This is a genomic window from Actinomadura chokoriensis (assembly GCF_041463665.1).
GTDB lineage: Bacteria > Actinomycetota > Actinomycetes > Streptosporangiales > Streptosporangiaceae > Spirillospora > Spirillospora chokoriensis_A.
The window spans coordinates 130,980-157,425 of record NZ_JAXCEJ010000005.1 but is presented as its reverse complement, the minus strand read 5'-3'; the positions used below and the strand labels follow the sequence as shown (position 1 = coordinate 157,425).

At 70.3% G+C, this 26,446-nt stretch carries 22 protein-coding genes and 1 tRNA gene; 17 read left to right on the top strand and 6 right to left on the bottom strand.

Going from position 1 to position 26,446, the window contains the following annotated elements; genetic code table 11:
- Positions 1–28 precede the first annotated feature (28 nt).
- The 3 genes from SM418_RS11230 (at position 29) to SM418_RS11220 (ending at position 3,031) form a co-directional block, all read left to right on the top strand.
- Entirely contained in the window at positions 29–1,690 is a 1,662-nt protein-coding gene (locus SM418_RS11230; RefSeq protein WP_371940664.1) for a metallophosphoesterase family protein, read from the top strand.
- A gap of 72 nt (positions 1,691–1,762) precedes the next feature.
- Positions 1,763–1,838 (top strand) — tRNA-Glu (locus tag SM418_RS11225).
- 122 nt (positions 1,839–1,960) lie between these two features.
- A complete protein-coding gene (locus tag SM418_RS11220) occupies positions 1,961–3,031 on the top strand; it encodes a hypothetical protein (RefSeq protein WP_371940665.1) in 1,071 nt (356 codons plus the stop codon).
- Between the two features lie 407 nt (positions 3,032–3,438).
- On the opposite strand, the gene SM418_RS11215 is transcribed toward SM418_RS11220, so the two are convergent.
- Entirely contained in the window at positions 3,439–3,636 is a 198-nt protein-coding gene (locus tag SM418_RS11215) for a hypothetical protein (protein ID WP_371940666.1), read from the bottom strand.
- A 22-nt stretch (positions 3,637–3,658) separates the two neighbouring features.
- Between SM418_RS11215 and SM418_RS11210 the strand changes: the two genes are divergently transcribed.
- From SM418_RS11210 to SM418_RS11165, 10 genes are all read left to right on the top strand, one after another.
- Positions 3,659–4,000 (top strand): DUF5713 family protein, encoded by a 342-nt coding sequence (locus SM418_RS11210; protein ID WP_371940667.1) that lies wholly within the window; start codon positions 3,659–3,661, stop codon positions 3,998–4,000.
- Positions 4,001–4,334: 334 nt separating this feature from the next.
- Positions 4,335–4,835, top strand: coding sequence for a hypothetical protein (locus SM418_RS11205; protein ID WP_371940668.1), 501 nt, complete (start codon positions 4,335–4,337; stop codon positions 4,833–4,835).
- Between the two features lie 354 nt (positions 4,836–5,189).
- A complete protein-coding gene (locus SM418_RS11200; protein ID WP_371940669.1) occupies positions 5,190–5,651 on the top strand; it encodes a GNAT family N-acetyltransferase in 462 nt (153 codons plus the stop codon).
- 406 nt (positions 5,652–6,057) lie between these two features.
- Positions 6,058–6,618: a PadR family transcriptional regulator gene (locus tag SM418_RS11195; protein WP_371940670.1), complete on the top strand. Its 561-nt coding sequence runs from the start codon at positions 6,058–6,060 to the stop codon at positions 6,616–6,618.
- Positions 6,615–7,331, top strand: coding sequence for an ABC transporter ATP-binding protein (locus SM418_RS11190; RefSeq protein ID WP_371940671.1), 717 nt, complete (start codon positions 6,615–6,617; stop codon positions 7,329–7,331). The genes SM418_RS11195 and SM418_RS11190 overlap by 4 nt, the downstream gene beginning before the upstream one ends.
- Positions 7,328–9,745, top strand: coding sequence for an FtsX-like permease family protein (locus SM418_RS11185; RefSeq protein ID WP_371940672.1), 2,418 nt, complete (start codon positions 7,328–7,330; stop codon positions 9,743–9,745). The genes SM418_RS11190 and SM418_RS11185 overlap by 4 nt, the downstream gene beginning before the upstream one ends.
- 660 nt (positions 9,746–10,405) lie before the next feature.
- Positions 10,406–11,404, top strand: a complete 999-nt coding sequence (locus SM418_RS11180) for an RNA polymerase subunit sigma-70 (RefSeq protein ID WP_371940673.1) — start codon at positions 10,406–10,408, stop codon at positions 11,402–11,404.
- Positions 11,405–11,409: 5 nt separating this feature from the next.
- The gene (locus SM418_RS11175; protein ID WP_371940674.1) at positions 11,410–11,697 is read left to right on the top strand and encodes a hypothetical protein; all 288 of its coding nucleotides are present in this window, start codon (positions 11,410–11,412) and stop codon (positions 11,695–11,697) included.
- Complete coding sequence (locus SM418_RS11170) at positions 11,681–12,124, top strand: DUF6069 family protein (RefSeq protein ID WP_371940675.1); 444 nt, start codon at positions 11,681–11,683, stop codon at positions 12,122–12,124. The genes SM418_RS11175 and SM418_RS11170 overlap by 17 nt, the downstream gene beginning before the upstream one ends.
- Before the next feature lie 12 nt (positions 12,125–12,136).
- Positions 12,137–12,766 (top strand): LysE family translocator, encoded by a 630-nt coding sequence (locus SM418_RS11165; RefSeq protein WP_371940676.1) that lies wholly within the window; start codon positions 12,137–12,139, stop codon positions 12,764–12,766.
- 25 nt (positions 12,767–12,791) lie between these two features.
- Here the strand turns inward: SM418_RS11165 and SM418_RS11160 are convergent, their stop codons facing one another.
- Positions 12,792–13,832 carry an NHL repeat-containing protein gene (locus tag SM418_RS11160; RefSeq protein WP_371940677.1) on the bottom strand — a complete coding sequence of 347 codons (1,041 nt, stop codon included), beginning with the start codon at positions 13,830–13,832 and terminating at the stop codon, positions 12,792–12,794.
- Positions 13,833–13,996: 164 nt separating this feature from the next.
- Between SM418_RS11160 and SM418_RS11155 the strand changes: the two genes are divergently transcribed.
- On the top strand, positions 13,997–14,242 hold the full coding sequence (locus SM418_RS11155) for a hypothetical protein (RefSeq protein ID WP_371940678.1): 246 nt from the start codon (positions 13,997–13,999) through the stop codon (positions 14,240–14,242).
- Between the two features lie 100 nt (positions 14,243–14,342).
- Here SM418_RS11155 and SM418_RS11150 read toward each other — a convergent pair whose 3' ends face one another.
- Positions 14,343–14,891, bottom strand: a complete 549-nt coding sequence (locus tag SM418_RS11150; RefSeq protein WP_371940679.1) for a hypothetical protein — start codon at positions 14,889–14,891, stop codon at positions 14,343–14,345.
- A gap of 170 nt (positions 14,892–15,061) precedes the next feature.
- On the opposite strand from SM418_RS11150, the gene SM418_RS11145 reads away from it, so the two are divergent.
- The 3 genes from SM418_RS11145 (at position 15,062) to SM418_RS11135 (ending at position 22,414) form a co-directional block, all read left to right on the top strand.
- Positions 15,062–16,360, top strand: a complete 1,299-nt coding sequence (locus SM418_RS11145) for a cytochrome P450 (RefSeq protein WP_371940680.1) — start codon at positions 15,062–15,064, stop codon at positions 16,358–16,360.
- Positions 16,361–16,650: 290 nt separating this feature from the next.
- Entirely contained in the window at positions 16,651–20,520 is a 3,870-nt protein-coding gene (locus SM418_RS11140) for a bifunctional glycosyltransferase/CDP-glycerol:glycerophosphate glycerophosphotransferase (protein ID WP_371940681.1), read from the top strand.
- A gap of 55 nt (positions 20,521–20,575) precedes the next feature.
- Positions 20,576–22,414 (top strand): arabinofuranosyltransferase, encoded by a 1,839-nt coding sequence (locus SM418_RS11135; protein WP_371940682.1) that lies wholly within the window; start codon positions 20,576–20,578, stop codon positions 22,412–22,414.
- 182 nt (positions 22,415–22,596) lie between these two features.
- Here SM418_RS11135 and SM418_RS11130 read toward each other — a convergent pair whose 3' ends face one another.
- The 3 genes from SM418_RS11130 to SM418_RS11120 form a co-directional block, all read right to left on the bottom strand.
- Positions 22,597–23,379, bottom strand: coding sequence for a class I SAM-dependent methyltransferase (locus SM418_RS11130; RefSeq protein ID WP_371940683.1), 783 nt, complete (start codon positions 23,377–23,379; stop codon positions 22,597–22,599).
- 101 nt (positions 23,380–23,480) lie between these two features.
- Positions 23,481–25,037: an FAD-binding oxidoreductase gene (locus SM418_RS11125; protein ID WP_371940684.1), complete on the bottom strand. Its 1,557-nt coding sequence runs from the start codon at positions 25,035–25,037 to the stop codon at positions 23,481–23,483.
- A 241-nt stretch (positions 25,038–25,278) separates the two neighbouring features.
- Complete coding sequence (locus SM418_RS11120; protein WP_371940685.1) at positions 25,279–26,439, bottom strand: sulfotransferase family protein; 1,161 nt, start codon at positions 26,437–26,439, stop codon at positions 25,279–25,281.
- Positions 26,440–26,446: the final 7 nt, after the last annotated feature.

Genomic DNA, 26,446 nt, shown 5'->3' with positions numbered 1-26,446 from the left:
TCGATTCTGCTCGATAGAAGGGGAACACGTGCCCGAGGTCCGGTTGACCAAGGCCCTGGCGACACTCCGCGCCCTCGGCGCCGCCACCGCCGACCGCGCCCGCGCGTACGGCTCCCGCGTCTCCCCGTTCCTCACCCACCGCTGGACGCGCATCGCCCTCGTCGTCGTCATCGGCCTGGCCGGCGGCTACCTCGGACTCATCGGCGGCGGACGCTACGTCACACCGGTCGGCCCCACCGACGTCCAACTCACCCTCCAGCCGTCCCTGCACGGCGGGACGACGCTCAGGCTGCCCCCGCTGGGCTCCCTCCAGCTCAACACCCACCAGGGCCCTGTCTCCCTCGAGGCCCGCATCACCGACCTGCGCCCCGAACAGGCCAAGAAGCTGATCGAGGACGACACCGAACTCGACCGCCTCACCGACCGGATCGCCGGCCAGATCCGGCACGGCCTCATCGAACTGCTGATCCGCGCCGTCCTGATCGCCCTCGCCGCGAGCTTCGTCGCGTCCCTCGCCCTCTTCCGCTCCTGGCGCCGCGCCCTGCTCGGCCTGTCGTCCGCCGCCGCCGGCCTCGTCGCCGTCACCCTCCTGACCTGGGCGACGTTCAACCCGCAGTCGATCGCCGAACCCCGCTACACCGGCGTGCTCGCCAACGCCCCGCAGATCGTCGGCGACGCGCGCAGCATCGTCGAACGCTTCTCCGCCTACCGCGCCCAGCTCGCCCGCCTCGTCGGCAACGTCTCCGAGCTGTACACGACCACCTCGACCCTCCCCACCTACGAGCCGGACCCGTCCACCATCCGCGTCCTGGCCGTCTCCGACATCCACCTCAACCCCGCCGCCTGGAACGTCATCAAATCCGTCTCCACCCAATTCAAGGTCGACCTCGTCATCGACAGCGGCGACCTCATGGACCACGGCAGCAAGGCAGAGGACAAGTTCGCCGACTCCATCGAAGACCTGAAGATCCCCTACGTCTACGTCCGCGGGAACCACGACTCCAAGGAGACCCAGAAGGCCGTCGGCCGGCAGAAGAACGCCATCGTCCTGGACGACGACACCCGCGACGTCGCGGGCCTGCGCATCTACGGCGTCGGCGACCCCCGCTTCACCCCGGACAAGAGCACCCGCGACGACTTCGTCGGCGCCGACCAGCTACGCGCCGAGGGCCTCCGCCATGCCAACAAGCTCCGCGCGTCCGGCACGACCCCTGACATCGTCGTCGCCCACGACCCCACCGAGGGCGAGGCGTTCTCCGGCGTCACGCCCCTGATCCTCTCCGGCCACACCCACTCCCGCTCCACCAGGTTCCTCCCGACCGGCACCCGCCTCTTCGTCCAGGGCTCCACCGGCGGCGCCGGCCTCCGCGGCCTCGAACACGAGGAGCCCACCCCGATCGAACTCTCCGTCCTCTACTTCAGCCGCGCCACCCACCGCCTCCAGGGCTGGGACGACCTGCGCCTCGGCGGCCTCGGCCTCACCTCCGCCCAGATCGAACGCCACCTGGAGCCCGCCCCCGACCGCACCGTCAGCCCCCAGCCCCCGGCCTCCTCACCCCCCGCGTCCCCGACCTCCCCGTTCCCCACCGAGTTCCCGTCCGACTGGCCGTCCCGCAGCCCGACCCCCACCGAGAGCACGCCGAGCGGCGCCCGCCGCCCGTCCCCCACCCGCACCACCGAACCCGGCTAACCGTTTGCACGCCGCCCCGCCACGTCCTCTACACTGACGAGGTCGAGTGGCGACCATCTCCGCCACCACCGGGCCCCCTTCGTCTAGCGGCCTAGGACGCCGCCCTTTCAAGGCGGTAGCGCCGGTTCGAATCCGGTAGGGGGTACCACGCGCCTAGCTGCAAGTTCACCGCTGGCCCGTTGCCGTCCCTCATGATCGCCTCTTTCGTGAGAACGAGCCTCGCCCAAAATCGTTCGCGCTGGGAAGGCCGACTGGGCAGGCTGCTGGGCGATGGATGACGAAGAAGACTTCTACGCCCACCCCAACACTCTGCTGGGCGCCCTCCAACGCGGAATGGGCCGCGGTGTGATCGAAGCGATGGCCGACCCTGCCGCCGCCGTCGAAGCGGTGCTGTCCTGCCTGCGTCGCGACCACCGCTGGTCGTGGGACGTCGATGAGCGTGCCGTCTATCTGGCTCGTCTGGTCTGTGACCTGGAGATCCCGATCGACCGCCTCCTGGCCGGGCTGGATCAGGCCCCACCCGAGGACGACGAGAACGGCGCGGCCCTGACCCTGGAGGTGCTGGAGGTCCTCGGCCGCGCCGGAAATCGCCAGGCGGTCGACGGTGTGCGCCGCCACATCGTCCAAGGCCCGCACTGGCTCCGAGCCCTGCACATGGCGGGCTCCAGTTGGGACGCGGAGTTATGGGACGATCTGTATCCGCGTTTGCGGGACCGCATCGCCACTGTCGACCGCGACCTGATCCTGTGCAGGTCCTTGCCGTGGACACGGTGGGCCGAGCGTGACGAGCGCATCGCAGCAGCGATCGAGGACGCCCGGAAAGCCACTGCCCGCCCGCTGCCCGAGCCGACTGCAGATCCTGAACTGGCGCAGGCCCGCCGGTGGGCAGCGACACCCGATCACCCCCAGTACTGGCTTTCCGTCTGGGTCTTGGCCAGGACGGGCGACGAGCGTGATGTTCCCGCCCTGCTGGAGGCGGTGGACCGCGTGCGTACGCGCGATGGGGGCCTCAGCCGCTGCTACCGGCACCTGGTCGCGGGGCTGACCCGTATCGGAGGCGATGAGGCGGCACAGATCGTGCCGCGGCTCAAGCGACTGTGGTTCTCCCCCCACACCTACGAACGTGCTGCCCTCCTCAAGGCGCTCATGGCGTTCGCATCCCCGGGAGAGCCCCCATGGCAGTTGTCCGAGGGACTGTGGGACTGCGAGGCCGACGTCCGGGAACTGGCCGCCGCCCACGTCCAGCTCACCGATCGCACCTGCGCACGCCTGCGCTTCCTGCGCGACGACCCTATGGAAATGTCCGAGGTCCGCGCCGCCGCCGCACAGCGCCTCGACTGAACCCGCTCCATAGGGACACGGCGTCCACCCGGCGTTCGGTGCGGCTCGTTCTCAGGGAACGATCCCATCCGGTGGATAGGTGCTGCTGGGGTCACTGCGGAAGAGCCACACCCCATCCAGTTGATACAACGACGGCGCGACCGCGAGGCTACGGTCCCAGTACTCACGGCAAGTTCTGCATAGGACCGTGCTCAGCTCAACACGGTACGTGCTGAGCAGGCGAGACAGGGACCAGATTCGCTTCACGCACCGGCACTACCCTCCGCAACTGCCCTATCAGGGGCAGTACCTACCGCGCGTTCGGCTCACAAGCGGGTGGGGCACAAGCGGGTGGGGCACAAGCGGGTGGGGCACAAGCGGGTGGGTCACAAGCGGGTGGGTCACAGACACGGAGCCCGTTCCATGGGTCAAGTAGCCCTACTCCGGCCGAACATGTAGCCGGTGTACTTCGGTTCTTGATGATCTTCCGCACGGACGGGCCGGTCCCAGCGGCCCACCGCGCGGGTGAGGCTGACCGGAGTGGGAGGGGGAAATCGGTCGAGGTCCAGGTTGAGGCGGCTCGCGAGTGCAATGTCGGTCCCGCCGTCCACAATCAGCACGATCACCGACGAAGACGAGGACACGGCAATGCGATTGACCAATCAGAAAGTGCTCGACCACGATTTCCTCACCGGGATGTACAACGACGGATACTTCCCCGATCACCTCGTCGACAAGGGCAAAGCGATCCTGCTGCGGCTGTGCGAGCGGATCGAGGCCGTCCAGCCGACCGATCTCGCGGGGCTCTACCGGCTGACGCATGCGGCGACCGAGGAGTTCAACGACCTGGAGACCGAGTTCGGTGAGGCCGGCAGCGAAATCGAGACCACCGCGCGCGAGATGATCGGTGAAGAGTTTTGGTCCGTGGCCGCCTTCTATGGATTCAGCGGGGTTGATTGCGAGGAACTGATCGCCCCCCGGAACTGGTGACACCCTGACCCGCCCCCGCCGCATCCCCGGCACGCTTACGGCGCGTTCGCGGCGCGGGGCGGCGGCGCACCGGCCGCCCGGACCAGGGCGCGGGCCGGGGCGTGCTGGCCTGTCCTAACCGGCGGTGCCCGGGCGGGCGGCGGCGCCCGGGTGGCCGGGGGCAGTCGTGCGGGGTTGCGAAACGAGCCGGGCGCTGTGTTCCGGCTCGGCGCGATAAGCGATCCGGTCCGGCCGCGGTCCCTGGCCGTTCGGGACTATCCCGAACGGCCGGAGGGGGGCTCGAACGGGCTCCGACGTGCTGGGATTGGCCCATCTCAAGTGACTGGAGGTCTCGATGGGCTCAGTACGACGCAGGGTGCCGGCGGCGGTGCTGGCGGGAATGTTCATGATCGCGGGTGTTCTCGGGCTGGCCGCTCCGGCGCAGGCGGCCCCGCAGGCGGCCCCGCCGGCGGTGTCGGCGGCCGGGCCGTCGGCGTCGGCGGCCGGGGGGGCGGCGGCTGCGGCGTTTCCGGCGAAGCCGTGCAAGTACGTGGTCGGCAAGCCGTACCGGAAGGGGCGCACGATCATGGCGAAGGTGTGGGCGGGCAAGTGCGCCAAATTCCCGCCCGACGCGATCGCGAAGCTGTGGCGGGGCCGCTTTTACGGCTACCAGAGCCTCAAGCCGTACGCCACCTGCAAGCGCAAGGCCGGCAACTGCGTGGCGACGGTGAAGTACCACTGCCCCGCCGGCACCACCTACACCTACAAGGCGTCCGCCACGCTCACGAGCGGAAACACGGCCCGCCAGTGGGGCCCGACGCGGCGCATCCACTGCCCCGCCTTCATCAGCACCTGACGCCCCCGAAGCGTACGCCCGGTCCCGGAGGTCCCCCGGGGCCGGGCGATCGGCCACCGGCACCCGAGCCGCCTGGGCGGCGGCGTGGCTCCGCAGGTGAAGCACTCGGTGGTGGACGATCCAATCCGCAGGCCCCGGTCCGCGTCCCACCGGCCCTGACCATCCGCCCCCACATCCACGGCCAGCGGCTGCGTGGCGTAGTCCAGGGCCTGCTCGAACCAGTTCGCCGGTGCCCGGGCCTCGGCCGAGTTCCTACGCACCGCGGCCCCCGGCAACTGCACCTCGACGCCTTAAAGTCCGAACAGGACGAGTCGCCAAGGACTCTGGACAGGGACGGGCGTTGCCGGGACGATCATGATCGTGCATCTGCGGCCGGCTGAGCCGGAGGATTACGACCGCATCGTCAGCGTGATGGATGACTGGTGGGGGCGGCCGATCGGGTCGATCCTGCCCCGTCTGTTCTTGGACCACTTCCATCGCACCAGCCTGGTGGCCGAAGACGGCGATGGCCTTGCAGGCTTCCTCATCGGGCTCCTGTCCCATTCGATGCCTGACACCGCCTACATCCACGCCGTCGGCGTTGCCCCCCGCCTTCGTGGCAACGGGCTGGCCCGTCGCCTTTACCAGGGGTTTTTCGATCTAGTGGCGGCCGAGCATCGCACGACGGTCAAGGCGATCACCTCCCCGCAGAACCGCGGTTCCATCGCCTTCCACACCGCGATGGGTTTCACGCTCACCGGGCCCGTCGCCGACTACGACGGGCCCACGGTCGACCGCATCGTCTTTCGGCTCCAACTCTCCCCTGCGACAGGATGACGCAGTGAACGCTTCGTGCGCCCCTGCACAGTCCGGCAGGCGATCAGCGGACGAGGCGCCACCCGAGGGCGGCGTCTCCCGAGGAAGGGGATGCCGTCAAGCGAACCATTGATCCGGCAAGGCGGGTATCAGGGCATGGAGTGATTCCGAGGTACGTCCGCGCAAGGTGAGGTCGGCGGCGGTTCCCGGACATCGTCTCGCCCACGGATCGTTCTGCCACTCCTCCTCTGTCATGACCATGGTGTGTTCGAGATGCACCAAGACGTCAGGTGCCAGGAACCAGCGATCGGGAGGCGGTGATGCTGCCGTACGAGAGGCCGGACGCCGGCGAACACGCAGTTCGGTTGCGGACTGGCCAACTATACTGAGTATTATACCCGGTATATTCCTATCGAGGTGGCTGCCCATGAGCGTGCGACACGCCTTGCTGGCCCTGCTCAGCGAGGGCCCGAAGTACGGACTGCAACTGCGCCAGGAGTTCGAGGCTCGTACCGGGGAGGTCTGGCCGCTCAACGTGGGCCAGGTCTACACCACGGTGCAGCGGCTGGAGCGCGACGGCCTCGTGGTCTCCGACGACGCCGAGGAGCCGGGCTCGCAGAAGAGCTACCGGATCACCGAGGCGGGCGGCGAGGAACTGCGGGCCTGGCTCGCCACCCCGCCCGCGGCGGACGTGCCACCGCGCGACGAGCTGGTCATCAAGGTGCTGGTCGCGCTGCGTGTGCCGGGGGTGCGGGTGACCGCGATCCTGCAAGCGCACCGCAAGCACCTGATCGAGACGATGTCCCGTTATGCCCGGCTCAAGGAGGAGGCGGGGCCGGATGACGTCGGCCTGTTGCTGGTGGCCGACGCAGAGTTGTTCCGGCTGGAGGCGACCGTGCGCTGGTTGGACGCCGCCGATGCCCGGCTCAGGCACCTGCAGCCCGCGGAAGGCGCTGCGGCCGAGCGTACGGCGGAGGCGGCCCGATGAGCCCCGTCCTGGAACTGCGCGAGATCACCAAGGTGTACGGGTCGGGACCGGCCGAGGTACACGCCCTGACCGGGGTGAACCTGTCCGTACGGGCGGGCGAGATGGTCGCCGTCATGGGCCCGTCCGGCTCCGGAAAGTCCACGCTGCTCACCATCGCGGGCAGCCTGGAGCGGCCGACCAGCGGCGAGGTGCTGGTCGAGGGCGTCCCGCTCGCCGGGATGTCGCGGGCCGAGCAGGCCCGGATGCGCCGCCGCCACGTCGGTTACGTCTTCCAGGACTTCAACCTGCTGCCCGGCCTGACCGCCGCGGAGAACATCGCGCTGCCGCTGGAGCTGGACGGTGTGAAGGCCCGAAAAGCCGCTGAGGCCGCCCGGCGGGCGCTGGAGCAGGTGGGGCTGGCCGAGCAGGCGACCCGCTTCCCCGACGAGCTGTCCGGTGGGCAGCGGCAAAGGGTGGCGATCGCCCGGGCGCTGGTCGGGGAGCGGCGGCTGCTGCTGGCCGACGAGCCGAGCGGCGCCCTGGACACCCGTACCGGCGAAGCGGTCATCCGGCTGCTGCGTACCTTCTGCAAGAAGGGCGCCACCGCCGTCCTCGCCACCCACGACGCCCAGCTCGCCGCGTGGGCGGACCGGGTGGTGTTCGTCCGCGACGGGGTGGCCATCGACCAGACCGCGCCGCCGGCCGGACCCGAGTCCCTGCTGGCCGAGCCGTGAGCGCCCTCGCCCCGCCCCGGCCGGAGGCCGGGCGTCCCGGACTGCCCGCACGCCGCGCCCTGGTCCGCTGGTCGTGGCGGCTGCTGCGCCGCGAGTGGCACTCCCAGGCCGTGGTCACCGTGCTGCTCGTCGTGACCATGATCGCGGCGGTCTGCGGCGCCGCGACGATCGACAATCTGCCGCCTCCCGCCGATCCCAGGCTCGGCACGGCCGACACCGTCATGACGCTGAACGGGAAGGACCCGCAGGCGGTCGCGTCCGACCTGGCGAAGATCCGTGCCAGCCCCAAGAAGGCGGAAGTGATCGGGCACAGCTCCGAGAAGGCGCCCGGCATCGCCACACCCGTGGACTACCGGTCGCAGCGGCTCAACGGCCCGTTCGCCGGGGCCCTTCTGGCCATCCGCAAGGGCCGCTATCCCGCTCGTGCAGGGGAGGCCGCCGTCACCGACGGTGTGGCACAGCTGCTCGGGCTGCGGCTCGGCGGAACGATCTCGCTGGACGGCCACGCCCGTACCATCGTCGGCATCGCGGAGAACCCGAGCTTCCTGGACGACCAGTTCGTGCTCGTCGATCCGGCCTCGACTCAGCCGCAGTCGTTGTCGGTCCTGACGAAGGGCCAGACAGGGCCGGGCGACCTGGGCCTGACCACCGCCGACCCGATGGTCAGTGGCGTTGGCGACGACAATGACGCGGTCGTGCTGGCCACGCTGGTGCTGGGCGGCGCGACGATCCTGCTGCTGCTCGTCGCGTTCGTGGCCTCCGCCGCGTTCGCGGTGCTGGCCCACCGCAGGCTCCGCCAGCTCGGCATGCTCGCCGCGATCGGCGCGACCGACCGGCAGGTGCGGCTGGTCATGACCGCCACCGGCCTGCTGACCGGAGTCCTCGCCGCCGTCCTCGGCACGATCGGCGGGCTGGCCCTGTGGCCGCTCGTCGCACCCCGGATGGAGAGCACGGTCGGCCATCGGATCGCTCTGTCGCACGTGCCGTGGACGCTGATCGGCGTGCTTCTCGTGCTGGCGACCGTGACCTCGACCGGGGCGGCGTGGTGGCCGGCCCGATCCGTGAGCAGGGTGCCGGTGACGCTGGCGCTGGCCGAACGGCCGCCGGTCCGGCCGTCGGCTCGCCGGTCCGCGCTGCTGGCCGCGGCGCTGTTCACCGCCGGGGTCGGGGTGCTGGCCTGGGCCGGGAAGACCCATCCGTGGCCGGCCGCCGGGGCCACCCTGCTCACCGCGCTGGCCATCCTGTTCGCCGCCCCGGGCGCGGTCCGGGGGCTGGCGATGGCCGGAGCGCGGGCACCGATCGCGGTACGGCTGGCGCTGCGCGACCTGGCCCGGCACCAGGCCCGGTCCGGTGCGGCGGTGGCGGCCATCAGCCTGGCCCTCGGCCTCCCGGCCGTACTGGTCATCGTCCTCACCGGACTCCAGTCGACGCCCAAGACCGGCAACCTCGGCGACCGGCAGATGATGGTGCAGCTCAGCGGAGAAGACGAGGACAACCAGGTCCAGACCCACACGTCCGCCGAACTGGCCGCCCTTGCCGACCACGTGAACCAGCTGGTGCCGGGTGCGACCGTCATCCCGCTGGACAAGGCCGTATCGTCCGAGATGCCGCAACACGCCGGACCGGACGGTGCCCAATCGCGGATGACCGTCTCGGTCGGGGTCCCGATCAACGCCGAGGCGAGCAGGGACGTGTCCACCTACGTCGCCTCGCCGCACCTGTATCGGCTGCTGGGCGTCGATCCGGCCCGGATCGGCCCGGCCACCGACATCGTCACCACCCGGCCGGGCCGCCTGGTCATCCCCCCCGATTCGCAGGACCCCGACATCAGCCGGATCCACGGTCCGGCCTATACCTCGATGCCCACCACGCTCATCACCGCGGCCGCGCTCACCCGGCACGGCTGGACCACGATCAGGGCCGGCTGGTTCGTCCAGTCGGACCGGCCGCTCACCCAGGCGCAGAAGTCCGCCGCGCGGAGCTTCGCGGTGAGCAACGGGCTGACCGTCGAGACCCGGGACCACCAGGCCGCCGTCACCAACACCAGGCTGTGCTGCGTGACCGTCGGCTTCCTGTTCGCGCTCGGCATCCTGGCCATGACCGTCGGGCTGATCCGCAGCGAGGCGGCCGCCGACCTGCGCACGCTCACCGCGACCGGCGCCACCCGCACGATCCGGCGCGCCCTCGCGGCCACCACCGCCGGAGCACTGGCGCTGCTCGGCGTCATCCTCGGGGTCGGCGGCGCGTGCCTGGCCATGTTCGCGATCTACCGGCACGACCTGTCGGTGTTCGGCCGGGTGCCGCCGGGCTACCCGCTGACCATCGTGCTCGCCCTCCCCCTCGTCGCCGTCGTCGCGGGCTGGCTGCTGGCCGGCCGCGAACCGTCGGCCATCGCCCGGCGACAGGAGGCATAGGTTTTGATCACATACCGCCGGGCCTGTCCACGCGGAACGGATAACGCGGGTGATTTCAGTCTTGAGCCGCTGTTGCGGATAGCCCGGGGGCCCAGGCCGAACGTAACTTGGCGGCGTAGTAGGCGGTGCTTTCCTACCGGGCACAGGCGTCGACCTGCCCCTGGCACGCCCTCGCCGCTTCGGCCCACTCCTGTCGGCGTACAGAGAGATGTGCACAGGTGAGCACGGACAGTCATGTAGAGGTGAGTTCGGGGTGCATCATGATCCCGTGAGCATCCTCAACAGGGTGGGCCGCACCGCGAACCCGTTCGGAGATCTCCTGCATGCTCTGGATGCCGCCGGCAGCTCGTGGGACCTCGTCATTCCCTAACCCCTGCCTGCCGCGTCGCCGAGCACGACAGGGCGGTCGCAGGAGACCGCGGCGGCAGCGGACGCCTGGTTACGCTCCCGCGCTTCATTTGGGACCCGGATTGGGAGCCGCCAGTGGCCTGAGGGCCACGGGCGGACCGGCACTCGTTACCGCATTGGTGCAGGTTGTCGTCGCCACGTCGAACACCGAGGACGAAACGCTCAGCCGTGCCGACCAGCCCGAGTGATGAGTTGTCGCGCTCGCAGCCGTCACACCTGCGACGGGACACGACGAGGCGGAAGGATGACGTGATGAGTGCGGCTACGAGGCTGGAGGAACTGGGCGTGAGCGGGCTGGGCGAGGTCGACGAGCCGGCGTTCTCGGGGTTGGCGGAGCGGCACCGGCGGGAGCTGCACGTGCACTGCTACCGGATGCTGGGGTCGTTCGAGGACGCCGAGGACACCGTGCAGGAGACGTTCCTGCGTGCCTGGCGGCGGCGGGAGACCTTCGAGGGACGGTCGACGTTCCGGGCCTGGCTGTACCGAATCGCGACCAACGCCTGCCTGGACCTGCTCGCCAAGCGCCGCCCCGAGCCCGCGACCGGCGGCGAGGTGCCGTGGCTCCAGCCCTACCCGGACCGGCTGCTGGACGAGCTGCCCGCGGGCGACGCCGACGAGCCGGAGACCGTCGCCGTCGCGCGGGAGACGATCGAGCTGGCGTATCTGGTCGCGGTCCAGCACCTCGCGCCGCGCCCGCGGGCCGTGCTGATCCTGCGGGACGTGCTCGGCTGGCCGGCGAAGGACGTCGCGGAGCTCCTCGGGGACTCGGTCAACTCCGTGAACAGCGCGCTGCAGCGGGCCCGCGCCGGCATGCGCGAGCACCTGCCCGCCGAGCGGCAGGACTGGACCGGCGGCGAGGACGACGCCGGGACGCGCGAGCTGGTGCGCCGCTTCACCGACGCCAGTGTGGCCACGGACGTCGAGCGGCTCGCCGCACTGCTGCGCGACGACGTCCGCTGCTCGATGCCGCCCACGCCGGGCCTGCACGTCGGCCGAGACGCGGTGGTGAACGACTGGGTCGAGGACGGCTTCGAACGATTGACGGGCCTGCGCGCCGTCCGGACCTCCGTGAACCGGCAGCCCGCCATCGCCTTCTACCTCTGGCGTGAGCGGGAGGCCGCGTACCTGCCGCTGACGATCGACGTCCTGCGCGTCACCGGCGGGGCGATCACCGAGATCGTCATCTTCCACGACGACCAGTTCCCGCGGCTCGGGCTGCCGGAGCGACTGCCGGCGGACGGCACGGAGTAGTCCCGGTGCGGACGCTCGTGCTGCGCGGTGGTGAGCGTGTCGCGGTGGTCCCGGCGGAGTGGTTCGACGCGTTCGGCGTCGTCACCCGCGGGCGGGTGCAGCTTGAGTTGCGCGACGGCGAGCCCGGGCCGGTCCTCGGACGCGACGCCGGGTTCTGGCTCCGCGGCACCGGCGTCCGCGCCCTGCGCAACCCCGGCCGTCGCAAGGCGACGGTGCGCATCGTCACCCCCAGGACCGTCACATGCCGGTCAACACAACCGAATGATGGAGGACGAGATGAGCAGCATGAATGACACCGGGGTCGTCGCAGGTCCGGCGTCGGGCCGGCCCGGCCACACCCACCGGCTCCGCAGGCTGGCCGGGACCGGCTTCATCGCCACGCTCGCGGCGATGGCTGCCACCACACTCGCCGCGGCGCTCGCCCAGGCCGTCGGCGTCGACTTCGAGATCCCCGATGGCGGCGAGTCGATCCCGTTGCCCGGGTTCGCCGTGGTGACCGGGTTCTTCTCGGTCGTGGGCATCGCCATCGCCGCGGCTCTCCTTCGTTGGAGCGCTCGCCCCGCCGCGCGATTCGTGTGGACGGCGGTGTCGCTGACCGCGATCTCGTTGATCCCGCCCCTCATCGCCGGGGCGAACACCGCCACCACCACCGCTCTCCTCGGGCTGCACCTCGTCCCCGCGATGGTGGTGATCCCCACCCTGGCGCGGAGCCTCCGGTGAAAGGATCATCGGATGCTGATCGATCCACACCTGCTCGCCGTGTTCACGGTGACCACCATCGTCGCTCTGGTCACCCCGGGGCCCGACATGCTGTTCGTGCTCGGGTGCGGCGTGCGGGGCGGCGCCCGCGCCGGGCTGCTCGCCACGGTCGGCGTGATCACGGGTGACGCGTTGTACATCGTCGCGGCCGCCGCCGGGCTCGCCATGCTGCTGACGGCGTTCCCGGTCGTGTTCACGGTGGTACGGATCGCGGGCGCCGCGTACCTGATCTACCTCGGCGTCCAGATGATCCGCCACCGCAACAACGGTCAGGCCGACGATACGGCCGTCGGCGGAATGCCGGGCCGGCGCGCCTTCCTGAACGGTGTGGTGTCCTCCATGGCCAACCCGCAGACGTTCACGTTCATGGCCGCCTTCCTCCCCCAGTTCATCGATCCCACGGCGGGCCCTGTCTGGCTGCAGTTCGCGGTCCTCGGCGGCATCCTGATCGTCCTGGAGTTCCTGGCCGACGGGACGGTCGGCGTCCTGGCCGGGCGGATCGGCGGCTGGCTGCGCGGACGCCAGGCGGTGCGCCGCCGGATCGACGCCGCGACCGGGAGCGTGTTCATCGGCCTGGGCGTCACCCTGGCGGCCGAACGCTGACCGGCGCGCGATTTCTTGGGCTTGTTCATGGTGTTCTGAACGCGAGGGCCTTCGGTCCGTCCGTCCCGACCACCCACACCGTGTTCGTTCCGGGGACGGCGGTGATGGCCTGGAGGAACGTCCCGTAGGGGCCGAACTCCACCGCCGTCCAGGCGCCGTCCTCGTACTTGTGGAGGGTCTCGCCGCCATCCGTCACCCAGACCGTGCCCGCCGCGTTGACGGCGATGTCTTCGAGGAAGCCGCGGGGGTGGTCGTCCGGGAAGGGGAACTCGGTCCAGCCGGTGCCGTCCCAGTGGACGGCGACCGTTGCGGTCGTGGCCCAGACATCGTCCTCCGCCACCGGGACGACCCGGCTGAGCCCGCCGAGACCCGGGGGCGTCGGGACGCTCTTCCAGGACGTCCCGTCGAAGCGGGCCACGCCCAGGGGGTCGGAGGTCCCGTTCCCGACCGCCCACAGGCCGGATCCGTCCGGCGTGGACCGCAGGTCATCGATCCTTCGCATCCCGTCGGGGAGGTCGACCTCGGTCCAGGTGCCGCCGGTGCGCCGGAACATCCGGAACACCTGCGGTCCGTCGGTGTACCCGGCGATCCAGGTCCCCGCCTGCCCCGTGCCGACCGCCTCGAGCTGGAAGCCGGGCGGCAGGTCGACCTTCTGGAAGGCGGTCCCGCCGAACCGCGCCAGGGAGTCCTGCCACGGCCCGATCCCGATCGCGGCGACCCACGTCTCGCCCGCCGCCGAGGCGATGCGGTTGATCGGCCCTTCCCCCGTCCAGCCGTTGATGGGGTACTCGGTCCAGGACGTCCCCGTCCAGCGCCGGACGACCGCGTTCCCCCGGCTCTGGGCGACGCAGCCGTAGATGACCACCGGTACGCAGAAGGCCCCCTGGTGCCCGCCGACCCACACACCGCCCGCGCCGTCCGGGGTCACATCGCTCAGCCCCGCCTCCGGCCACAGGAAGGGCAGCGGCACGGCGTTCCACCCGGTGTCGGCGGCACGCGCGGTCTCGGGGACTCCGGCCACCGCCACGGAGGCCGCCAACGCCAGGCACATGAGAGCACGCTTCATGAAGGCACTATGACCGCACCCGGTCGACAATGCCAGTCATCACTGGCATCTTTTTGGCGGACGGCCACGAACGGCCGGACGCAGGCCGGGATGAGTAGTGCAGTCGTTCGGGTTGAGTACCTGAGCCGATCATCTGCCGGCCAGCGGACGGTTGGCTGGCACACATGGACGCGCCCCACCCCGACCGGCCCTGCTGGGCCTTCCACGCCGTGATCGGTCTCCTGGCGCCGCTCGTCCTGGCCATCGCGCTGTTCGCCATCGGGCCCGACCGGATCACGGTGCACAGGCACGCGGACTGGACGCCCATCTTCTTCGCGCCGGCGGCGCTGGCGTTCCTGGCCGCCACCGCCGCTGCGGTCCGCGGCGGCCTGACGTGGGCGCGCGGCGGCCACGGGCATTGGAGCTTGTGACGGTCGGCATCGTCGGCCTGCTTCTCTCCGTCGCGCTGCTGGTGTTCGCGGTGTTCTGCATCCTGATGGCAGGCATCGATGTCGAGGACGGCGGCTGGGCCTAGATCCGTCCTCCGTCCTCGTCCTTGACCTCCAGCGCTTCCCGCGCGAGGCCGATGAACGCGACGTAGGCCTCCCGGAAATCCCGGTAGGCGGCGTCGTACGCGTCCCGCGGCTCGGGACTGCCGTCACCGATGAGCGCCTTGAGTCGCGCCTGCACTCGCCGCGCCATATCGCGCACCTGGTCCGCCGCGGCGGAGACCTCGGCGGGACCGTCGAGCCGGACCTCGTGCATCGCCCAGTTCATGTCCCCGATGGCCGGGCCGATGCGCTCGTACATCTGCGACAGGAGCCGGTCCTTGGTCTCCCGGTCGTGCGCCGCGTCGACGCCGTCGATCTGCCACGTGATCGCGCTGAACGCGTGCGCGCGGCTCATCATCTCCCGATAGGTCGACCGGCGTCGCTCGTGCTGCTCGCGCAGAACCTGTGCCCGTGTGGTCGTCCGAGCCTGGGCCAGCGCCGCGCGCAACGTCGCCCGCGACGTGACGTAGCTGGCTCCGAGTGCGGTCAGCGCCGTGAGGAGGCCGACCCACAGTCCACTGTTCGCCATGGACGAAGAGTCTGTCAGCGGGAGGGCCATCGAGACAGCCCCGCGAGTCGATCGACAACCGTGCCCCGGGATGCTTTCCCGGCACTCCGCGACCACGTGATCCATTGCGCGGAGGCACGGAACCGAATACCGTTCTAATGAGTTGGCGCCGTCCACCGCGAAGGGACCCGATGACGTCCACGCCGCTCGTTCCCGCCGGACCCCAGCTCGGTGACCTGGAGTTCTGGAAGCGTCCCCAGGCCGAACGCGACGCGGCGTTCCGGCGGCTCCGCCAGGCCGGACGGCCGGTGTTCTGCGACGAGCCGCCGATGGCGTTCATCCCGAAGGGCCGTGGCTTCTACGCCCTCGTCCGGCACGCCGACGTCGCCGAGGCCAGCCACCACCCGGAGATCTTCAGCAGCGAGCCGAACACCACGTCGATCGCCGACATGCCGGGCCGGATGGGCCGGTACTTCGGCTCGCTCATCAACATGGACGATCCCCGCCACGCCCGGCTCCGCCGCATCGTCTCCCGCGCCTTCACCCCGAAGATGCTGAGCGCGACCATGCAGGACATCGAGACCCAGTCCGCGCAGATCGTGGACGAGCTGGCCGCCCGCGGCGGCGGGGACTTCGTCACCGACGTCGCCGCGCGCCTGCCCGTCCAGATCATCTGCGACATGATGGGCGTCCCCGCCGAGCAGCGCGCGTTCGTCGTCCGCCGCGCCAACCTGATCCTCAGCGGCTTCGATGCCGAATACCTCGGCATCGACCTCGACGGCCTGGAACGCAAGCCGTTCCTCAAGCGCTTCCTCGTCGGCGGCAACGTCGCCGTCCGCTACCTGCGCGCCGGCCGGGCACTGCACTCCCTCGCGATGAACCTCGCCAAGGAGCGGCGCGCGAACCCCCAGGACGACCTGACCACCCGCTTGGTCAACGCCAACGTGGACGGCGAGCACCTCACCGATCAGGAGCTCGGCTCGTTCTTCATCCTTCTCCTGGTCGCCGGCAGCGAGACGACGCGCAACGCCCTGGCGCACGGCCTGCACCTCTTCACCACCCACCCCGACCAGCGCGCGCTCCTCCTGGAGGACTTCGACGCCCGCATCGGCGGCGCCGTGGAGGAGATCGTCCGCTACGCCACCCCCGTCATCGCGTTCCGCCGCACCCTCACCCGCGACCACGAGATGAACGGCGTGCAGCTCCACAAGGGCGACAAGGTCGTCCTCTACTACAACTCCGCCAACCGCGACGAGGACGTCTTCACCGACCCGGACACCTTCGACATCACCCGCTCTCCCAACCCCCATCTCGGGTTCGGCGGGCCGGGCCCGCACTTCTGCCTGGGCGCGCACCTGGCCCGCCGCGAGATCAGCGTGATGTTCCGCGAGCTCTACACCCGGCTGCCCGCCCTGCGCTCCACGGCCGAACCCGACCGCCTGCTCTCCACCCTCATCAACGGCATCAAGCATCTCCCCTGCGAGACCTGACCGGACCGCGGTTGACCGGCTGGGAGTCGTCGCGATGGCGGAGCGTCGCGGGTCGCTCGGAGATGGATAATCCGTTGGCATCGCGGGCAAATTCTTGACCAAGTTCGGGGTTAACGCGGGGGTGCGCCTCGGCCCTCGATCATCGACGTGATCCGGCTTCCCCAGGGCCAGGGGCGGGTGGCGGCGCACCGGATCGGCTCATTGATCGTCGGCTCGTGTGCTCGATTCACGCCGGGTAAGCGTCCTACTAACGGGCAGGGACTCGCGACGGGGGACGGGAGGCACCGTTCATGACTTTCGAGCCGGAGCCGCGTGTAGGCGTTGTAGTACCCATTTACAACGTCGAGCCGTATCTGGAGGAATGCTTGGCCTCGATCGCCCGGCAGTCGGTCCGCGAATTGGACGTCGTACTGGTCGACGACGGATCCACGGACGAGAGCGCGAAGATTGCCCGTGCCTTCGCCGACCGCGATCCCCGATTCCGGTTGATCCGGCAGTCCAACGGCGGGCTCGGCCACGCTCGCAATGTGGGGGCGGCGAACGTGCGCGGGCGTTTCCTGGCGTTCGTCGACAGCGACGATCTCCTGCCCGACCACGCGCTGGAGCTTCTCGTCGGAACCCTGGAGCGGACGGGGTCGGACATCGTCTCGGGCAACGTCCAGCTGCTGACCGACGAGGGGCTCGTCCAGTCGCCGATGCACCGCCGGCCCATGGGGACGACGCGGCTGCGCACCCACGTCACCCGCGACCACCTGCTGATGTACGACCGGCTGGTGCCCAACAAGGTCTTCCGCCGCCGGTTCTGGGACGAGCACGCGTTCCGCTTTCCCGAGGGCGTGCTGTACGAGGACATCCCGGTGACCCTGCCGGCGCATTTCCTCGCCTCGTCCGTCGACGTCGTGAGCGAGCCGGTCTACTACTGGCGGCAGCGGATGGGCGGCGCACTGTCGATCACGCAGCGCCGCACCGAGATCGCCGCGGTCACCGACCGTTTCTCCGCGGTGGAGACCGTCAGCCGGTTCCTCGGGTCGCGCCCGGAACCGGAAGTGCGCGCGTGCAAGCGGGAATACGACGAGGTGGCGCTGCGCAGCGACCTGCGGATCTTCCTGAACGTGCTGGCCGAGGCGGACGAGGAGTTCCGGGCCAGATTCGTCGAACTGGCGCGCGGATTTCTCGATCAGGCCGACCGTACGGCTCTGAACGATCTGCCCGCGATGCTGCGGCTGAAGTGGCATCTTGTCGGCCGCGGATTGGTTCCGGAGTTGCTGAAGGTGCTGGAGTACGAGCGCCGCGGCCTGAGGATCCCCGTGACCCGCCGCTTGTGGTTCCATTACGCACGGTATCCGTTCTGGGGGGACCGCCGGCTGCGGATCCCGCGCCGGGTGTTCCGGGTCGGTGAGGAACTTGCCGCCCGCGCGCAACTGCACGACGCGACGTGGCGGGACGGCAGGCTGCACATCACCGGGCACGCGTTCATCGCCAACATCGGGACGCGTTTCCCCTGGTCGTCCGTCAAGGTCGTGGGGGTCCGGGAGACGGGCAGCGGGGCGACCAGGGTCATCCCCGCGTGGACCCGGCGCTGCCCGGACGCCGACGACGGGTCGCGCGACCCGCACCGCACGCACGCGTGGTCGGGGTTCTCCGCCGTGATCGACCCGAAGCGGCTGCGGCGCGGCGGCCGGTACGTCGACGGGACCTGGCTGATCGCGGCCGGCGTGTACGACCGCGGGGTGCTGCGACGCGGGGCGCTCGCGGCGGCGCCCTCCGGCAGCGGCGCCCACCCGCGCTGGCACTACGTCACCGACGACGTCCGTGTGGTGCCGCTGATCACGCGCGGCGGCACGCTGCGGCTCCGGGTGGAGACGGTGCGGGCCCGCCTCACCTGCCACCGGATGATCGACGACTCGGTGGAGATCCGGGGGACGATCCCCGGCGGCGTCCCGGACGGCGCCGCGGTGGCGGTGCGAAGGCGGGCCGGGACTCTGCTGAACCGCTACCCCGTGACGCCCGACGGCCCCGCCGGCGGGTTCCGGGTGCGGATCCCGCTGCACGAGCTGATCGGCGACATGCCCGGAGACGAGGAGGATCCGGCCCGCCGGTCCGGCGCCGAAGCCGACGAGGGGACCGGCTGGCGGCTCGACCTGACCTTCCCGAAGGGCCCGGCGACGACGACCGGCGAGGCGACGACCGGGGAGGCGACGACCGGGGAGGCGACGACCGGGGAGGCGACGGCCGTTGACGGCCCCGGGAATGCGGCCGGTGCGGGGAGCACGGATGCCGCCCTCGCCGGCGGACGGGCGACGCCAGGCGACGCTTTCCGCTCCCCGGACGATCCGGAGCCGGCGAACACGCCCGGAGCGCCGGACGATTTCGCCGCCGAAGAATCCCCGGACGCGGCCGGCGACCCCGCGACCCCCGACGACTCCGCCTCCGCGGACGATCACGCGGTCGACGATTCCGCCGCGACGGACGAGATGGTCCGGATCGTCCTCGACGACGACGTCGCCGAGGAACGGTACGCCTCCGCAGGCGTGGAGTTCCTGGTCTACCGCTCCCGGCACGGCTACGCCGGGCTGAAGGCCCGCTCCCCACGTCCGCTGCTCACCTGCGCGTCCTGGCGGGATGACGGGACGCTGGTCCTCGCCGGCGACTACCCGCCCGGCGCGCCCGACCCTGCCGAGCTGGTGCTGCGCAGCCGTGACCGCAAGGAGGAGCGCGCGTTCCCGCTGTCCCGCGCGGACGGGCGGTTCCGCGCCGAACTCCCGCTGAACCGGCTGCTCTCGCTCGGCGGCCTCCTGCCGCTGGCGTCCGGCAAATGGGACGTGCGGGTCCGGCGGCCCGCGAGCGCGACGCACCCGGCCGGGCGGAGCCTCGCCGTCCCCATGGACCACGCGATGCTGGGCCGGCTCCCGGCGGAGACCACGCTGGACGGCCGGCGCTACGTCTTCCGGGAGCAGGGGTATGACGCCCCGGTGGTCGAAGTCCATTCCGACCTGCGGCCGGACGAGCGCGGCGCCTACCGCCAGGCGCGGACCCGCGCCCGCCACTACCGGGCGCCACGCCGCCTCAAGTCCGTGCGCCCGGCGGTGCTCTACGACAGCTACTCCGGCAAGCAGTACTCCGACAGCCCCCGCGCCATCCACGAGGAACTCGTGCGGCGGGACGCCGACGTGGAGCACCTGTGGGTGGTCCGGGACGCGCAGGTGGAGCTGCCCGAGACGGCACGTCCCGTGCGGCTGTGGGGAGCCGAGTGGTACGAGGCCATGGCCCGGAGCCGCTACGTCATCACCAACGCGCATCTGCCCGAATGGTTCGTCCGCCGTCCCGGCCAGATCGTCGTCCAGACGTGGCACGGCACCCCGCTGAAGCACATCGGGTTCGACATCGCGGACGTGCAGTTCGCCAACGCCCGCTACCTGGAGAAGGTCGCCAAGGAGACGCCCAGCTGGAGTTACCTGGTCTCGCCGAACGCCTTCAGCACGCCGATCCTGCGCCGCGCCTTCCGCTACGAGGGCGAACTCATCGAGACCGGGTATCCCCGCAATGACGTGCTCGCCTCGCCCGACCGCCGCATGCTGGCCGAACGGGTGCGCGAGCGGCTCGGCCTGCCGCCGGGCAAGCGCACCGTCCTGTACGCGCCGACCTGGCGCGACGACAGCTACTACGGCCCCGGGAAGTACCGGCTCGACATGCGGCTGGATCTGGAGCGGGCGGCGGCGGAACTCGGCGACGACCATGTGCTGCTGGTCAGGCGGCACCCCAACGTGGTCGACACCGTCCCGGAGGTCGTGGGCGGCTTCGTCCGGGACGTCTCGGCGTATCCCGACATCGCCGAACTGTTCCTTGTCTCGGACGTCCTCATCACCGACTACTCTTCGCTCATGTTCGACTACGCGAACACCGGCCGTCCGATGCTGTTCTTCACCTACGACCTGGAGCACTACCGTGACGAGCTGCGCGGCTTCTACTTCGACTTCGAGAACGAGGCGCCCGGCCCGCTGCTCGGATCATCCGACGAGGTGATCGAGGCCCTCCGCTCGATCGACGAGGTCGAACGCGCCTACGCCGCGCCCTACGAGCGGTTCACCCGGCGCTTCTGCGAACTCGACGACGGCAAGGCGGCCAGCCGGGTCGCCGACCGCATCCTCCTGCCGGGCTGACGGACCGTCCGGCATGACGCGGTCCGGCACACGATCCAGCATTACGTGGCCCGCCATGACGTGGCCCGGCATGCGCGTGGCGCGCAACCCAGCCGCATTGGCCCTGGTGGTGTGGGTGCTGGCGACCCCCGTGGCGATGCTGCTGCCCGACGTGGCCGACCGGAACCCTTTCACCCCCAGGGGCGCGGTGCTGCCGATCGCCGCCGGCGGCCTGGCGCTGGCCGCCGGACTGGCCGTCGCGTCGGTACCCGCGGCCTGGCGCGGCGCGTCCCGCATCGGCGCGCTGTCCGGGGTGTCCGCGGGGCTGCTGGCCGCGTGGGTGGCGCTCGCCCTGCGGAACAGCCTGCACGGCACCCCCTTCGGCTTCGCGGGTCTGCTCGGGGACGAGGCCCGGATGAGCGCGATGGCGACCCGCTTCGGCGCCACCGCCGTCCCCTCGGACGGCATCGTCGCCGGGACGCCCACCGAGTACCCGCCACTGTTCCCGTGGGTGGTCGGCAGGACGGCGGCGCTCCTGGACGTCCACGCGTGGCGGTTGCTCGGCGACGCGCAGATCCTGACCATTTCCGGGGCCGTGCTCCTGACGTTCCTGCTCTGGACGCGTCTCGTGCCCGCGCCCGCCGCGCTCGCCATCGCCGCCGCCGCGCTGGCGGCGTTCGCCGATCCGCGCAAGGCGCACGAGGTCGTCGCGCTCGCGGTGTTCATCCCGTGGGTTCCGGCGACGTTCGGCCGTCCGCCGCGCGGGCGCCTGCACTGGCTCCCGGCCGGGGTCCTCGGCGGCCTCATCGTGGCCACCTACCTGGGGTTCGTGCTGTGGGGCGCGGCCGGCATCCTCGTCCTGGCCTGGCTGACCTGGCGCGCCTCCGACGACCGCCGCCGCTACCTGTCGTACCTGGTCAAGGTGGTCGTCGTGGCGGCCGTGACCGCGAGCTGGTACGTGCTGCCCTACGGCTGGGCGCTCGTTCGCGAGGGCGGGCAGATGGTGTCCGACCAGTTCCCCGCGCCCGCGATCACCAGCAGTCCGTTCCCGTTCCTGACGGCGTCACCGCTCGGCGTCCTGCAGACGATCGGGCTGCTGGGCATCGTCTGGTACCGCCGCGCCGCCTGGTGGGCCGTCCCGCTGCTGTGCCTGGTCGCCAGCGCCTACCTCTACCGGGCCGTCGGCGCCTTCCGCTACATCATCACGGGGCATACCGGGCTCTTTTACCACACGGACCGCATGATCACGGTGGTGCTCGCGATCGCGGGCGTCCTCACGATCGTCCATGCGGCGCCCGGTCTGGTCCGCCGCCTCGCCACCCGCGAGTCGATCCCGCACGCCGTCACCGCCACCGCCGTCGCCGTGCTGATCGGCTGGTCCGCGTTCACCTACTGGCACGCCTGGACGCCCCCGACCAGCGGCATCGCTTCCGTCGGCGGCACCCGTCGCTACGCCACGCTCGCCCACGCCGAACCGCTCCGGGGCGGCGGCCACACCCGCTACGCCCCGGACAAGCCCGCCGTCCGCTGGTTTCCGGTCACACCGATCGCCCGGACGGTGACCGGAGTCCTCGGCCGGGGCGCCGCACCCCGCACCCTCTCCTACGACGAGCGGCTGTTCGCCTACCTGCCGTGGCCGGGCTACATCGCCGTCGACCGCACCGCCGCGGCCAGCACGACCCACTGGGACGACCGCCACGCCGCCCTGGCCGCCCTCGCGGCCATCCCCGATCCGGCCAGGTTCGCGGCCGCCGCAGGCAAGACCCGGTTCGGCCGCATCGACGTGTTCATCCTGCGCGCCGGCTCGGCCGGGTGGATGTGGCGCGACATCCGGTTCCAACCCGCCCAGTTCGATGCCGCGCACTTCACCGTGCGCACCCTTCCCGGTAACACCGTGGTCGCGATCCGCCGCTGAGCCAGGTATGGACTTTCGCCTCTGACGTGCGGCGGGCTTCCTTCGGACACTGGAAGCAGCCGCGAAGACTGGGAGGAGCCATGAACACCGCAACCGTACGCCGGGCGGCACTGCCGGCGCTGGCCGCCGGAACGTACGCCCTGATCCGGCCCCACTGAGGAGCGGACCGGGTTCGTCGATGGTCAGCGCCCGGAATTGGTGACGCGGATCTTGGATTGGCCATGCGGGAGCTGTTCCCAGTCGTCCATGAACCGGGCCTTGAAACCGTGGCGTTCGGCGAGCCCGGTCAGCGTTTCGGTGCGGTAGTAGAAGTCTTCGCGCAGGACGTGGTGTTCGGTGCCCTCGGTGCGGTCGAAGGTGAAGTCGAAGAAGCCGTCGGGGGCGAGGACGCGGCCGACATTGGCGAGGCATTCGTCGATGACTTCGATGGGCGAATGGCTGAACACGCTGTGCGCGTGCACGACGGTGAAGTGCTGGGCCGGAAGGAAGTGCAGCTTCAGGTCGTCGACGAGGGACAGGTGCGGGAGCTTGTCCTGGAGTTCCTGATGGACGAGGGTGTGCTGCGCGGCGAGCAGGATGTCGGGCGAGATGTCGATACCGTAGTAGTTGCCGGGGTCCAGATAGTCGATGAACCGCCAGCCGGCGCGCAGATTGCCGCAGCCGATCTCCAGCATTCGGTCATCGGGCTTCAACCCGTGCTGGAGCAGGTAGTCGAACTGCATCTGACCGAGTTTCAGCCAGCGTTCCCTGGTCGGGCTGCCGACGGCGGCCTCCGGACTCTTCGCCGCGTCCGATCTCATCACCGCGCGGTAGTAGGCCACATGGCTCCGGTGGGCGGCGCGGAATTTCAGGTCGCGAGCCATCCTGGACAGATAAATCTTGATCTTGTCCGGATTCTGCGCAGCATAGCGCAGCTTGTAGGTCAGGCTCGCACGATTTCTACTGGTCGGCGGCGGTTTCGTCATTGAGTTTCATCCCCCGTGAGCCGTTCGGCATGTGCGATGGGTGCCCTACCCCGGCAGCCGGGCGCCCTACCCCCGGGGCACCCGGCGGGGGCCCGCGTCTGCTACGGCCGAATGGACTGGCTGTTGCGGAAGACGTTCAGCGGATCCCAGCGACGCTTGACCTTCTGGAGGATGGAATAAGCGTCCTTGTAGTAAAGGGTCGGTGATTTCTGGCCCGACTTGTTCCAGGTTTCGTCGTCCAGGTCGACGTCCGGGTAATTGATGTAGCAGCCGTCGGTCAGCGCGTCCTTCGTATGGGGGGCGCCGACCTTGGGGACGCCGCCGGTCGCGGCGAACGTCGCCTGGTAGGTCTTGCGGATCCAGTCCAGGTACTTGGACTCCCGGGGGTCGTTCTTCGTCCAGTAGACCTGGTACTGCATCTTCATGATGGAGTCGCGCTGCCGCGCCGCCGTGTCACGGGGCGGCCTGTTGATCGCGCTGCCGTAGGAGTCGATCTGGATGAGGGACTGCGGGTTGCTGTAGTCGCGGTAAGGCCCGTCCTTGCTGAGGTGGGACCACATCGCGTCGATCTGCTTGGTGTCGAACGGCTTGCGCATGTAGGCGGACTTGTACTTTCCGCACCGGTCCTCGCCGCTGCTGTCGAGGACCTGGGTCGCCGTCAGCCACGGCATGTCCCTCGGGATCTTCAGATGCCCGAGGGACGGACGTTCCCCCATGAAGGTCCGCATCGCGGTCGGCTCGGCGGTCATCCCGCTGTTGATCTGGGCGAGGAACGCGTCCATGGTCGCGACGCCGTCCTCGTCGTCGATGTCGACCTGCGCCGTGAGCCCGATCTGGCCGTTGCTGTGGTGGTTGAGCGCGAGCAGGGCGAACAGCTTGCCGGGCGCTGTGTGCGGGTCCTGGTGGTCGCGGAAGTACGCCCCGAAGGAGTCGAGCAGGGCGGTGAAGTCGCTCTTGGTGAAGCCCTCCCAGTCCCAGGCGATCCCGGCCAGGCGCACCCTGCTCGGCGGCTGTGGAAGGTCCCTGAACCAGAACTTGGTGATGAGCCCGAAGTTGCCGCCGCCGCCTCCGGTGTGCGCCCACCACAGCTCCTGGCGGTCGTGATTCCAGTCGTCGCGCCGCGCCACGACGAGTTCGACGGTGCGGTCCTGCCTGACGACCGCCACCTCGACCGCGTACAGGTAGTCGACGGTGAGCCCGAACTGCCGGGACATCAGGCCGTATCCGCCGCCGGTGATGTGCCCGCCGAGGCCCACGGAATAGCAGGAGCCCCCCGGCAGGGCCCTCCCGCTCATCGGATAGAGGTGACTGTAGGCGTGCCAGTTGCTGGCGCCGGCCTCCACGCAGTAGGCGTCCATATGCGAGTCGAAATACATCCCGCACATCTGGGTGACGTCGAATATCACCCGCACGTCGTCCCCGCACACGAAGTTCTCGTAGCAGTGCCCGCCGGACCGGACGGTGATGCGCGTGCGGTCGGGGTTCCTCGGGGTCTCCCGCACCGCCTCCTCCAGCGCGTCCCTGGCCTCCTCGGACGACCGAACCATCCGGACGTATTCGGGCTGGGCGATCCACCGCTGGTTGAAGCCGCGGCTGAGCGACGGATACCGCTTGTCGTCCGGCCGCACGATCGTCGACGGCTGGGGGAAGCTGGTCATCAGAGCACCCTTCTGAGAGACGCGAACGGCCGCCGCAGGGGTCACGCCGCCCAGGGCGACGGCGCGAGTCCGCACAACCTTCGACTACTCTCAGTTTCCCAGCGTTTACTCTCCGAAAACGGCGAGTAAGGGTCATGTGGCGGCGTACTGATCGTCACCACCCGGGGGACGCCTTATGGCGAGATGACAGGCAGCGGGTCCGGACCGGATGGACGCGGCCTCGAGAGAGCCGACCGTTGCGTCAGGTGCGCAGGTCGGCCGTGTAGTCGGCGAATTTCTCGTCCACCTGCTCAGCGGTCAGGCCGAAGTCTTCGAGCGAGTAGCGGTGGGCCGGCTTGGCGGCGCCGGTGGAGCTCTCATCGTGGAGCCGCGTCATCGCGGTGCGGGCTTCGTCCGTGAACGGCAGGCCGAAGCGGGTGTAGACGGCCTCGACGGTGCCGACCGGGTCGCGGACGAAATCGTCGTAGTGGACGTCCACGAACTGGTCCGGATCGTGGCGCGCCCTTTCCTCACGGAATCGATCGAGGCCGCGGCTCCACAGTTCCAGCTGGTCACGGCCTATCGTCGCGTCCTTGAACACGTCCGACCACCCGGCGGTGGCGTGCGCTGCGAGGCTGCACATGGACGCCATGGCGGTGCGGGGCTCGCGATGGGTCTGGATGATGAGCGCATCGGGGTAGACGTCGAGTAGCGCGTCCAAGGCGAAGAGGTGGCTGGGGTTCTTCAGCACCCAGCGCCGTCCGATGTCGTTCAGGCCGAGGAGCTGCAGATTGCGGCGATGCCTGCGGTAGGCGGGCGTCCAGTCCCGCTCCGCAAGCCAGGACGAATACGTCGGCACGTGCGCGAGGCATTCGAAGGAGATCGACAGCATGCTCTGCCGCAGGAGCTGCCAGCACTCCTCGACGGAGTCCGCCGAGATGTAGTGCACGCCCATGAACTCGGGGTTGTCGATATGGTGCCGCCGATATCCGGCATCGATCGCCTGGAAAACCGGGTCGTCCGCCCATGCGTCGCGCGGCGGGCGCGGCTGCGGCACTTCGGCGAGCCACAGGTCGAGCCCCTGGTGGGCGGGGTCGGCGGTGAGCAGCCGGTGCAGCGCAGTCGTCCCGGTTCTCGGCAGCCCGGTGACGAAGATGGGCCGTTCGACGGGCACCTCCGCGTACTCGGGGTGCCGTTTCCAGGCCGCCTCGGAGAACTGTCGTGCGGTGAGCGCGCCGCGCAGCATCGACCGCTGCGCCTTGTTGCCGAAGGGCGTGAGGCCGGCCTCCTGGACGAGAGATTCAAGGAGGACCGTCAGCCCGTCCAGGTAATCGTCGTCGCCGAAGTCGTCCGTGCCGGTGACCTTGCGGGCGGACGCGTGAAGGTCCTCGACCGTTCCGACGGTGTCACGACCTGCGCTCATCGGTACG